General features: G+C 69.7%; 9 protein-coding genes. All 9 read right to left on the bottom strand.

All coding sequences use genetic code 11. The annotated features are described in order from the left end of the window. Positions 1 to 342 (bottom strand): FAD-dependent oxidoreductase (locus BGM09_RS11185; protein ID WP_188281358.1); only part of this gene is annotated, 342 nt, incomplete at its 3' end. Positions 343 to 396: 54 nt separating this feature from the next. Beyond that, on the bottom strand, positions 397 to 1,422 hold the full coding sequence (locus BGM09_RS11180) for a transporter substrate-binding domain-containing protein (protein WP_188281357.1): 1,026 nt from the start codon (positions 1,420 to 1,422) through the stop codon (positions 397 to 399). Positions 1,423 to 1,523: 101 nt separating this feature from the next. Then, positions 1,524 to 2,315, bottom strand: a complete 792-nt coding sequence (locus BGM09_RS11175; protein WP_317452646.1) for an amino acid ABC transporter ATP-binding protein — start codon at positions 2,313 to 2,315, stop codon at positions 1,524 to 1,526. Next, complete coding sequence (locus BGM09_RS11170) at positions 2,312 to 3,334, bottom strand: amino acid ABC transporter permease (protein ID WP_188281356.1); 1,023 nt, start codon at positions 3,332 to 3,334, stop codon at positions 2,312 to 2,314. Before BGM09_RS11170 ends, BGM09_RS11175 begins: the two co-directional genes overlap by 4 nt. Before the next feature lie 507 nt (positions 3,335 to 3,841). Next, positions 3,842 to 5,602: a glycoside hydrolase family 13 protein gene (locus BGM09_RS11165; protein WP_188281355.1), complete on the bottom strand. Its 1,761-nt coding sequence runs from the start codon at positions 5,600 to 5,602 to the stop codon at positions 3,842 to 3,844. 58 nt (positions 5,603 to 5,660) lie between these two features. Beyond that, positions 5,661 to 8,654, bottom strand: a complete 2,994-nt coding sequence (locus BGM09_RS11160; RefSeq protein WP_223186652.1) for a CBM35 domain-containing protein — start codon at positions 8,652 to 8,654, stop codon at positions 5,661 to 5,663. Between the two features lie 80 nt (positions 8,655 to 8,734). Then, complete coding sequence (locus BGM09_RS11155) at positions 8,735 to 9,622, bottom strand: carbohydrate ABC transporter permease (RefSeq protein WP_188281353.1); 888 nt, start codon at positions 9,620 to 9,622, stop codon at positions 8,735 to 8,737. 13 nt (positions 9,623 to 9,635) lie between these two features. Continuing rightward, on the bottom strand, positions 9,636 to 10,607 hold the full coding sequence (locus BGM09_RS11150) for a carbohydrate ABC transporter permease (protein ID WP_411158288.1): 972 nt from the start codon (positions 10,605 to 10,607) through the stop codon (positions 9,636 to 9,638). Further along, complete coding sequence (locus tag BGM09_RS11145) at positions 10,604 to 11,968, bottom strand: ABC transporter substrate-binding protein (RefSeq protein WP_188281352.1); 1,365 nt, start codon at positions 11,966 to 11,968, stop codon at positions 10,604 to 10,606. Before BGM09_RS11145 ends, BGM09_RS11150 begins: the two co-directional genes overlap by 4 nt. Positions 11,969 to 12,070 lie beyond the last annotated feature (102 nt).

Here is a 12,070-nt window from a genome sequence, read left to right as displayed (position 1 = left end):
CAGCTTCTGGCTGGGCCGCCCGGCCCCGCGCAGCGCGTCCCGCAGCGCCGCGGTGGCCTGCGCGGGCCCGTGGTCGACGGCCCCGGTCAGGGTCAGTACGGTGCTGCCCGTCTCGTCCTCGAGCCGCCGCCACAGCGGCAGCGCGCGTGCGGCGAGGCCGACGTAGAACGGATCGGCGTACGCGAGCCGGAAGATCCGGGAGCTGCCGTGCGAGCTGCCCCGGTCGTGGCCGGGCGCGAACTGTTCGAGCAGCGTGACCTCGGCGCCGCGCGAGGCGAGATGCCAGGCAGTGGACGAGCCCATGGCCCCGCCTCCGACGACGACGACTTTCCTGCGTGTCATGGCGGTCGACTTCCTTTCGGTCGGTACGGGGCCCGTGCGGCGGCCGGTACGGGCTCAGGAGTTGGTCAGCGGCAGCCCCGGCGGGTTGACCAGCGAGGCGGGCACCGCTTCGTTGGCCAGATTCCACGCGGCGAGCCACTGCGCGTACTGACCATTCTTGATCAGGTGGTTGATCGCGTCGGCGAGGGGCTTGGCCAGGCCGCTGTCCTTCTTCGCCGTGGCGCAGATCAGCCCTTGCAAGGACGCCCCGGCGCCGGAGAACTTGCCCGCGCCGCGGGTGGCGTTCGGCGAGCCCGCGGTCTGCGTGCCGTGGTAGGCGATGCTCGGGTTGGGCGCGAAATAGGCGTCTATCCGGCCGGAGCCGAGCGCCAGATAGGTGCTGTTGGAGTCCTGGAAGTACTTGATCGTGAGCTTCTTGCCGTCGGCCTTCAGTTCGCTCTGCCACGTCAGCAGGATCTTCTCCTGGTTGGTGCCCGCGCCGACCGCGACGGTCTTGCCCGCCAGGCTGCGGTAGGTGCCGTCGAAGTTCCAGGTGTCGCTCTTCTTCACCTCGAAGCCGAGGTTGTCCTGCCGGTAGCTGGCGAAGTCGTACTTCTCCTTGCGCTGCTCGGTGTCGGTGATGTTGGAGAAGCCGACATCGGTCTTGCCGCTGTCGATGCCGACGAAGAGGTTGTCCCATGTGGCGTTGGACAGCACGGGCTTGAGGCCGAGGACGGCGGCGATCAGCCGGCCGAGGTCGGGCTCGGAGCCGGTGATGGTCTTCTGGTCCGCGCCGACGTAGCCGATCGGCGGCGAGCCGGCGGGCAGGAAGCCGAGACCGATGACGAGCTGCTCGCTGTCGAGCACGGACTTGGGCAGCTCGGCGCGGATGGCGGCGACCTCGGGGACGGTGAGCGTGATCTCCTTGGCGGCGCCGTTGGACTGGGCGCCGATCACGACGGTGCCCTTGGCGTCCGCGGCGGCCGGTGCCGCGGCGTCCGAGCCGCCGTCGCTGCCGCAGGCGGCGAGGCCGAGGGTGAGGGCGGCGACGGCGATGCCCGCGGCGACGCGTCTGGTGGCGGTGGTACGGATGTCGGGCATGGTGAACCTCGCTGGTGGCGGTGGGGAGTTGAGGGGTGCTGACGGACCCGAGCCGCGCGGACAAGCGGTCTGGGCCGTAGAGGAGTTCGGCGGGCCTTGTTTCAGAGGACCTTGCTGAGGAATTCGCGGGTCCTGGGGTGCCGGGGGTTGTCCAGCACCTGGTCGGGCGGGCCCTGTTCGACGATCCGGCCGCCGTCCAGGAAGACGACGGTGTCGGCGAGCTCGCGGGCGAAACCGATCTCGTGCGTGACGACGATCAGCGTCGTACCGCTGGTGGCGAGATCCCTGATGACCGCCAGTACCTCGCCGACGAGTTCGGGGTCGAGCGCCGAGGTCGGCTCGTCGAAGAGGATGACGCCTGGTTCGAGGGCCAGCGCGCGGGCGATGGCGACTCGCTGCTGCTGGCCGCCGGAGAGCTGCCGGGGGTAGGCGTCGACCTTGTCGGCGAGCCCGACCCGGCCGAGCAGCGCGCGGGCCAGTTCCTCCGCCTGGGCCCTGGACTTCTGCCGGGCCGCGACGGGCGCGGCGGCCACATTGTCCAGCACGCTGAGGTGCGGGAAGAGGTTGAAGCCCTGGAAGACGAAGCCGATCCGGCGGCGCTGGGCGAGGATCGCCCGCTCGCTGATCTCCTTGAGCCGGCCGCGGTGGTGCCGTACCCCGATCGGCTCGCCGTTGAGGCTGACGTAGCCGATGTCCAGCTTCTCCAGGTGGTTGATCGCCCGCAGCAGCGTCGACTTGCCGGAGCCCGAAGGGCCGATGACCACGGTCACTTGACCAGGACGGACCGTCAGATCGACACCGGAGAGCACCTGTTGTGCGCCGTACCACTTGTGCGCGTCGTGAACGGTCACGGCGGCGGCGCTCGCGGCGACCGCGGCGGCGTCGGCGTTCACGCGACCGATCCGATCTCGGCGCGCGCCCGCAGATCGCGTACCGCCGTACGCAGCCGTCGCAGCGGCGTCGGCGGTACGGTCCGCAGCGCGCCGCGTGAGAAGTACCGCTCGACGTAGAACTGGATCACCGAGACGACGCTGGTCAGGATCACGTACCAGACGGTCGCCACCAGCAGCAGCGGGACGACGTCGCCCGGATACGTGCTGCCCATGCTCTCCACCTTGCCGAAGAGGTCGAGCAGGGAGACGTAGAAGACCAGCGAGGTGCTTTTGATCAGCCCGATCAACTGGTTGACGTAGGAGGGCACGATCGCCCGCAGGGCCTGCGGGAAGACGATCCGGGTGAACTGGTAGCCGCGCGGCAGGCCGAGCGCGGCGGCGGCCTCGTGCTGTCCCTGGTCCACGGAGAGCACTCCCGCGCGCACCACTTCGGCGGCGTAGGCGGCCTCGTTGAGGCTGATGCCGACCACGGCCACCACCATGTCGGTGGCCAGCCGCGACTCGTCGAAGTGCACGAAGCCGGGACCGAAGGGCACGCCCAGACTCAATGTGGCGTACAGCGAGGAGAAGTTGAACAGGAACAGCAGGATGACGATCAGCGGCACCGAGCGGAACAGCCAGATGTAGATCCAGCTCACCGAGCGCAGCACCGGGCTCCTGGACAGCCTGCACAGGGCCAGCAGGACGCCGCCGAGCAGTCCGAACAGAGCGCTCCAGGCGGCGACTTGGAGCGTGACCAGCAGCCCGTCCAGGATCACCGGCCGCAGGAACCAGTAGCGGAAGCGGTCCCACTGGAAGAAGGGGTTGGTGACCAGGCCGTGCGTGATCTGCGCGACGAGCACCAGGGCGAGGGCGGTCAGGGCCCAGCGCCAGGGGTGTCGGAGGGGGACGACGCGCTGCGCCGACCGGCCGACGCGCTTGCCGTCCGTGGGCTCCGCAGGTTTCACGCGCGGTGGTGGGGGAGTGGGGACGGTGTCGGTCGCGCCCGCGGGCACGGCGGGGCGGGGTGGCTCGCTCATCGGGGAACTCCAGCGCGAAGGGAGACGTCGGCAGCCGCCCCATGCGAAGGGGCGGTGGAGCGCGCGGGGGCCCGATGTGACGACGCGTCAGAAGCGTCCGGCGGGCCCGGAATTCAGCGTCGACACAGAGCGCTGCTGACACGCAGCAGGTCGATGTGCCGGTTGCGGTACGCGTCGTCCCGGAGGTGACGGCGCCAGGCGGCGGCCGTCCTCGTAGCTGCGTACACCCTGGTCACCTCCCCTTGCGCCGGCCCGTAGCGGCCTCGCGTCGTGAGCCCAGGCCGGACAGCGGTCCGGCCTGGGCGTAAGTCAGCCAGGTGGTGCGTGCCAGGTCAATGAACGCGTTGTGAATTCCGCCAGGTGGGACGCGCGGCCCGCCGACCGCCACGCACGGATCCCCGCGTCCCCCGGTGGTCGGCGGGGGCGGGACACGGGAATCGGCGGGGACGGGGGTCGTCCACGGGATCGGCGGGGCCGGGCCGCCGGATCAGCGGGCGGGCACGCCGGTCATTCGGCGATCAGCCAGACGCAGGTGTCGGAGGGCAGCAGGCCGTCCTCCAGCGGGCCGCTGGCCAGCAGCACCCGGAGCCCGGCGGGGAGCGCGACCGGCTCCGCGGACAGATTGACCACGCACTGGAAGCCGTTGTCCCGGCGGAAGGCCACCGTGCCGGGACCCGCGTCCACCCACTCCAGCGTCTCCGGCAGCCACTGGAGACGCTCCCCGCGCAGCGCGAGACCGGCCCGGTACAGGGCGAGTTCGGAGTGCGGGTCGCCCTGCTGGGCCGCGACGGACCGCCCCGACCAGTCGGCGGGCTGCGGCAGCCACGGCCCGGCGCTCGCGCCGTCCGGTGAGAAGCCCAGCGAGCGCGGCTCCGCCGACCACGGCAGTGGCACCCGGCAGCCGTCCCGGCCACGGTCGCGGCCCTCGGAGCGGGCATACGTGGGGTCCTGGATCAGGTGGTCGGGTATGTCCTCGACCTCGGCGAGGCCCAACTCGTCGCCCTGGTAGACGTACACACCGCCCGGCAGGGCCAGCGTGAGCAGCGCCGCGGCGCGGGCCCTGCGGCGGCCGAGGACGGTGTCGCTCGGCGAGCCGAGCCGCTTGTCGCCCATGTCGAAGGACGTGTCCTCGCGGCCGTAGCGCGTCACGTGTCTGATCGTGTCGTGGTTGGACAGCACCCAGGTGGGCGGCGCGCCCACCAGCCGGTGCGAGGCGAGCGTCCCGTCGATGACGTCGCGCAGGCCGGCCGCGTCCCAAGCGCAGCACAGGAACTCGAAGTTGAAGGCGGAGTGCAGCTCGTCGGGGCGCAGATAGCGGGCGAACTGCTCGGGCGTGGGCAGCCACACCTCGCCGACGAAGACCCGCTCGCCGGGCGCCCCGCCGGGCCGGGGGCTACGCGCGTAACCGTCCGCGATCTTCCGCCAGTCGCGGTAGATCTCGTGCACCGCGTCGCAGTCCTGGTACGGCAGGTCGGTGACGTCCGGGTCCCGGCCGACGTCGGGCAGCCCCGGCTTCTTGGCCAGGCCGTGCGCCACGTCGATCCGGAAGCCGTCCACGCCGCGCTCCAGCCAGAACCGCAGGATGCTCTCGAACTCCGCCCGCACCTGCGGGTGTTCCCAGTTCAGATCGGGCTGCTCGGGTGCGAACATGTGCAGGTACCAGGCGCCGGGCGTGCCGTCCGCCTCGGTGATCCGGGTCCAGGCGGCGCCGCCGAAGTACGACTGCCAGTCGTTGGGCGGGAGTTCGCCGTCCGCGCCCCTGCCCGGCAGGAACCAGAAGCGCTCCCGCTCGGCCGCGTCCGGACCCGCCGCCAACGCGGCCCGGAACCAGGGGTGCTGGTCGGACGCGTGGTTGGGCACCAGGTCCACGATGACCCGCAGGTCCTGCTCGTGCGCTTCGACGATGAGCTGCTCCGCCTCGGCGAGCGTCCCGAACATCGGGTCGATGTCACGGTAGTCGGCGACGTCGTAGCCGCCGTCGGCCATCGGGGAGACGTACCAGGGGTTGAACCAGAGCGCGTCGACCCCGAGGTCCCGCAGGTAGGGGATGCGCTCGCGGACCCCGGCGAGGTCTCCCATGCCGTCACCGTTGCCGTCGGCGAAGCTGCGCAGATAGATCTGGTAGATCGCGGCGTGCCGCCACCAGGCGGGTGCGGTGGGGGAGGCGGGCAGTGTCACGGGAGTCTCCTTGACCGTCGTGGAGAGGTAGTGCCGTGACCGGCGGTGTTCGCCGGGAGGGGCACTAGGGCCCGGAGGGCCGCAGGGCATGCGCGGGGGCCGGTCCGCCCCGTCAGGGGTGCGGGACGGACCGGGGTGTGCGGGGGCGTCACCAGCCGGTGTTGCCGGAGCCCCGGTTGATGGTGAAGGTCCCGGTGGTGCTGAGTCCGCCGGAGGCCGCGCCGCTGACCGTGACGCCGCCGAAGGTGCCGGAGCCCTTCGAGTCGATCTCCAGGCCGTACGCACCGGCCGTCTGGATCCTGACGTTGTCCAACGTCAGCCCGGTGACGGTCTTCTGATACGAGATCAGGACCGCGCTGTAGGTGCTGTCGGTGATGTCGAGGTCCTTGACCACGACGGGCGCCGTGATGTCGGAGCCGTCGGCGTAGATCCACAGCGCGCCGAGCTTGCTCTGCCAGTTCGGCTCGTAACCGCCGGTGCGCAGCAGGGTGTTGCGCGCGACGGTGGTGGTGCCGCTGAACGGGACCGGCGCGGGATTGAAGTTGCGGGTGCTGACCGCGATGCCGGAGGCCCCGGTCACCGTGTCGGCGACGACGCTGTCCACGATCCGGTTGCCGTTGCCGCCGTAGATCGCGGCGCCGTTCGCCAGCAGCGGCACCTGCACGGTGTCGAACCGGAAGGCGCAGTTGGTGACCGCGCTCGCCTCGGAGTACATCGCGAGACCGTCGTCCCCGGTGTTGCGGACGCTGGTGTTCCACACCTCGGTGTTCGCGGTGCCCTTGTGCAGGTTGACGCCGTCGGCGGCGGTGTCGCGGATCCGCAGGGCCCCCACGTACAGGCCGTTGGTCGGCGCGTCGATCCACAGGCCGACCTTGGTGTGCTCGATCCACACGTCCTGGATGGTCGAGCCGTTGCCGAAGTCGCCCTCGATCGCGGCGTCGAAATTCGTGTCGTCGCGGTACGACACGTCACCGGAGATCGTCAGGTCCTGAACGGTGTTGGTGCCGCCCTGCCCGAAGAGCCCGCCCTTGCCGTTCAGGCCCTGGAGCACGGTGGCCCACTCGCCCGCGCCGCGCAGTGCGATCCCGGTCAGATTGACGTGGCCCGAGATGTTGTAGGTGCCGGCGGGCAGCCACAGGCCCTTGCCCTGCGACTTGGCCGTCGCCACCGCGCTGTTGAGCGCCGAGGTGTCGTCGCTCCCGTCGTTCGGCGTGACGCCGAGCGTCGTCGCGGAGACGAAGCCGGTCGCGGGCATGGTCTGGTCCGCGGCGGCCTGCTCGGTCTCCATCAGGTCCAGGGTGTACGAGGCGGCGGTGCTGCCCGCGTCCTTCTGGAGCTTGAGCACCGTCCCGGCCGGGAAGTCCCCGATCTTGAACCGTGACTCGTCGAAGAAGTGGTGCGCCGAGCCCTGCGAGGGGTCGTTGTTGTACGGGTAACCGCCGTATACCCAGGCGTACTTCGACGACAGGTCCAGATCGCGGACCTTGGTGCCGTTGGCGTAGAGGCTGAGCTTCACCGAGTTGCCGGTGCCCGCCGCGTTGTCCGGGATCGAGTACCGCAGCGTCATCGCGTTGGCGGGCTTGGTGAGAGTGAACTGCACATACTGGCCTGTGCTGTTGAGCACCACCGCCTTGCGTCCTGACGCCTCGGACGCCACCGTCAGATAGGTGCGGTCGGGGCCGATCGTGCTCGCGTTGGTGCTGCCGCTCTCCGCCTCGTAGGACGTGTACGGCACGGTGGCGCCGCGCGTGGCGTTGGCGACCGAGCCGGTCACCGCGACGCCGTCGATGTCGGGTGCTCCCGAGTCACCGGATTCGGTGCGCAGCGTCAGCGTGTTGAGCCCGGCCCGCAGCGGCGTGCTGACCGTGGCCGTCGACCATGCCCCGCTGGTGCCCGGCAGCGCGACCTGCGCCACCTTCAGCCCGTTGGCCGTCAGCGTGATCGACGCGGCGGAACCGCTCCCGGTCCGGTACGCGACGGCCACCGGATAGCTCGCCGCACTGGGCGCGTTGACGGCGAAGACCACCCGCGCGCCCTGCGTGCCGAAGCCCGTCAGATACCCGCTGCCGCTGAACCCCGAGGCGGTCGTGGCCACGCTCGGCCCACCCGAGAAGTACGCGTCCTCCGCCTGGTGCGTGAGCGAACCGGCCGGGGGAGTGGTGGGAGGCGTGGTCGGCGGAGTGGTCGGCGGCGTCGTGGTGGTCGTCGGCGTCGTCACCACGACGTTGTCCAGATTCACGTTGCCGCTGTCGGCGGTGGTGAAGGTCAGCGCGATGGTGTTGTTGCCCGCCGCGTAGGTGACGGCTTGGTCGGTGGTGGTCCAGGTGTCCCAGTTGGTGGTGGCCGAGAGGCTGATCTGGCGGATCTTGGTGCCGTTGACGTAGAGGCTGAGGGTCATGGTGGCGGTGGTGCCGTTGGCGTAGCGGATCTTGACGCTTCCGGTGCCCGCGAGTGCCGAGTTGACCGTGAAACTGGTCGACGCTGTGCCCTTGTTGGTGTCGGTGTAGCCGCTGACGAAGCCGCTGCCCGTGTAGCCGGTGTGGTCACTGCTGACGACGGCCCCGCCGCTCAACGACGCTGACTCCGCCTCCAGTTGGCCGGTCGCGGCGGGCGGTGTGGTGCTGCCGCCGGGCGTCGTCGCCGTGATGTTGTCGACGTTCACGTTGCCGCTGTCGGCGGTGGTGAAGGTGAGGGCGATGGTGTTGTTGCCCGCCGCGTAGGTGACGGCTTTGTCGGTGGTGCTCCAGGTGTCCCAGTTGGTGGTGGCGGGGAGGCTGATCTGGCGGATTTTGGTGCCGTTGACGTAGAGGCTGAGGGTCATGGTGGCGGTGGTGCCGTTGGCGTAGCGGATCTTGACGCTTCCGGTGCCCGCCGAGGTCGCGTTGACCCGGAAGGCGGTGGACGCGGTGCCCTTGTTGGTGTCGGTGTAGCCGCCGACGAAACCGGTGCCCGTATAGCCGGTGTGGTCGGTGGAGACGACCGCGCCGCCGGACAGCGTCGCGGACTCCGCCTCGACGACCGTGGTCGCGGCGTGCGCGGACGGCGACGCCTGCCAGACCAGCAGTGCGATCAGCACCGCGAGCACCGCGGGCAGCACCGCCGCGAGCGTTCTGGCGCGGTGGGTGGGGGCGCTTGGAGACATGGGTGATCCTTCCCTGAGCACCGCACGACGTCGTGCGGCGGGGGTTGCCATGCGTGGGGGGGGTTGGGGCCCGAGCCCGGTCAGCCCTTGAGGCTGCCCGCGGTGAGGCCGTTGATGATGCTGCGCTGGAAGATGAGGAAGAGGACGAGCAGCGGAATGCTCGCCATCACCATTCCGGCCAGCAACTGGTTGGCGGGCATGTCGTCCGCCAACCGGTTCAGGGCGACCGTGATCGGCTGTTTCGCGGGATCGGGCAGCACGAGCATCGGCCAGAGGAAGTCCTTCCAGACACCGACCACCGCGAAGATCGACACGACCGCGAGCACCGGCCGGGACAGCGGCAGCACCAGCGACACGAGGATGCGTACCGTGCCCGCGCCGTCGATCCGGGCGGAGTCCAGCAGTTCGGTGGGGATCTGGTCGAAGAACCGCTTGAGAATGAAGATGTTGAACGCGTTGGCGCAGGCCGGCAACCAGACGGCCATCGGCGTGTTGATCAGATTGACGTGGATCAACGGCACGTCCACGACGGTCAGATACGTCGGCACCAGCAGCGCCGACACCGGCAGCATCAGCGTTGCCAGCATCATGGCGAGCACCGCATTGCCCAGCACCGGCCGCAGTTTGGACAGCGAGTACGCGGCGGCCACGTCGACCACCAACTGGCAGGCCCACGCCCCGGCCGCCAGCAGCAGCGTGTTGAGGAAGTAGTGGCCGAGCCCGACCGACGACCAGGCGTCGGAGTACGCCTCCGGATGCCAGGAGCGCGGCACCATCGTCGGCCGCGGCTGGGCCAGTTCCGACGACGACTTGAGCGCGCCCGAGGCCATCCAGTACAGCGGGAAGAGGAAGGCGGCGGTGAAGCCGAGCAGCGTCGCGCCCAGCACGAACCGGTAGAGGAACCTCCCCGTGCGGCGGTTCATCTCGGTCGGCGCGATCAGCGTGCGGACAGCGGTCTGTGCGGCCATGGTCGTTCCCCTCTCAGCCCTTGCTGCGGGTCAGCCGCAGATACACCCCGGCGAAGATCCCCAGCACCACGAAGAGCACCGTGCTCATCGCGCTGGCCAGGCCGAAGTCGTTGTAGACGAACGCGTACCGGTACAGCAGGAGCAGTACGGTCACGGTCGCGTCGTCGGGTCCGCCGCCGGTCAGCACGAACGGCTCGATGAACACCTGCATGGTGCCGATCACCTGGAGCAGCAGCGTGATCATCAGGATGAACCGCATCTGAGGGATCGTCACATGCCACAGCCGCTGCCGTACCGTCGCGCCGTCCAGCTCCGCGGCCTCGTACAGCTCGCCCGGCACACCGCCGAGCGCCGCGAGGTAGATCAGTGTGGTGGTGCCCATGTTGGCCCAGGTGGAGACCAGGACCAGCGAGATCATCGACAGATTCTGCGACTCCAGCCACGACTGCGCGGGCAGGTGCGCGATCCGCAGCACGTTGTTGAACAGGCCGGGCCCCGGATCGTAGAACCAGCGCCACAGCAGCATCGTGACGATCGGCGGCAGCATCACCGGCAGGTAGACCGTCATCCGCAAGTACGCCGTGCCGTGCCGCAGTTCGTTGAGCACGATCGCGGTCACGAAGGGCGCCGCGAAGCCGAAGACCAGGGCCAGCAGGCTGAAGTACGCGGTGTTGCGCCACGCGGTGACGAACAGCGGGTCGGCGAACAGCCGGTGGAAGTTGTCCAGGCCCACCCACCGGGCCGGCTCCGCGTAGTTGACCTGCTGGAAGCTGAGCAGCACACCGCGGACGATCGGGTACCAGGAGAACACCGCGAAGGCGGCGACGCCCGCGACCAGGAAGAGATACGCCACCAGGTTGTCGACGACGGCCCGGCGCAGCCGGTCCCGCGAGGGGCGGGTCCGGCCGGACCGCCCCGCCCCGGCAGGCGCCTTCGGCGCCCGCGCGGTGGCGGCGCGGGCCGACGTCAGCGGTTCGGCTGTCACTTGACCGTGGCCAGAATGGTGTTGACCTTCTTCTCGGCGTCGCTGAGAAGCTGGTCGATGTTCGCGTCCTTCTTGGTCAGCACCGCCTGCATGACACCGTCGAGCACGGTGTAGATCTGCTGGGCGTTCGGCGGCTCGACCTTCACCGCGACGTCGCCGCTGCGGTCCACGAACGGCTGGTAGTTCTTCTGCGGCACGTTCGCGTACTTCTTGTGCGCCGCGTCGACCTTCGCCTGGCCGGCCCCGCTCCACAGATTCGGCTGCGGCAGGCCGATCGGTATGTCGGTGCCCGCCGACTTCTTGGTGATCTCCTCCTCGCGGTCCGGATCGAGGTACTTCCACTGGATCCAGGTGAGTCCGGCCTTGATCTTCGCCGGGCTGTCCTTCGGGTTGAACATGAAGCCGTCACCGCCGCCGAGCGTCGCGGTGCCGGGCAGCGCGGCCAGCCCGTAGTCGTCGTACTTCCGCTCGAACTGCTTGACGATGGTGGGGATGTTGTCCGGGCCCGCCATGTACATCCCGAGCTTGCCCGCGCCCATCATCTTCTGCACGTCGGGGATCTCCAGGAGCTGCCTGGTGCCCATCGACTGGTCGGTCCAGCGCATGTCGTGCAGCGTCTGGAGCGCCTTGCGGCCCGCTTCGCTGTTGAACGCGGCCTTCCAGGCGCCGCCTTCCTTGACCGCGACGTCGCCGCCCTCGGAGTAGATCCACGAAGTCAGGTGCCAGCCGCCCTGGTTGTTCTTGCTGAACTCCGCGTAGCCGGTGGTGCCGTCGCCGAGCGCGCTGATCTTCTTGGCGTCGGCGCGGACCTCGTCCCAGGTGGTCGGCGGCTTGTCCGGGTCGAGCCCGGCCTTGGTGAACAGCGCCCGGTTGTAGACGAGTCCGAGCGAGTAGTTGCCGGTGGGCAGGCCGTAGACCTTGCCGCCCGCGTCCTTGAAGACGCTCTGGAGTTCGGGGCGGATGTCGTTGAGAGCGGGGAAGTCCTTGAGCTGCGCGGTGATGTCGGCGGCCTGGTGGCGCTGGATGAGCCCGGCGGGGTCGGTGAAGTAGACGTAGTAGACGTCCTCCAACTGCCCGCCCGCGAGCTTCGCGGCGAAGGTCTTCGGATCCATCAGACCCTCATGGGCGTCGATCTTGATCTTCGGGTGGCTCGCCTCGAAAGCCTTGATGTCGTCCTCGAAATTCTTCCGGTCGACGGTCTGGGTGGCCGGAGGCAGCCCGTTCACGCTGATCGTGACCACGCCGTTCTTGTCCGCCCCGGAGGAGTGGGACGAGCCGCCGCCGCATGCGGTGACGCCGAGGACCAGCGAGATGGCGAGGGCGGTGACGCCGAGGGAGGGGCGGGTTCTGGAGCCGTCCATAGGGATCGGACCTTCCTGGGAAACGGCAGCGGACGTACCCGTCCCGAGGGGCGAGTGCGCTTGCGTCCGCTTGCGTAACGGCGGGGTTGCCAGGACGTCCGG

Source organism: Streptomyces sp. CBMA29 (genome assembly GCF_014596445.1).
Lineage (GTDB): Bacteria > Actinomycetota > Actinomycetes > Streptomycetales > Streptomycetaceae > Actinacidiphila.
This window is presented reverse-complemented; position numbering and strand designations above follow the sequence as displayed.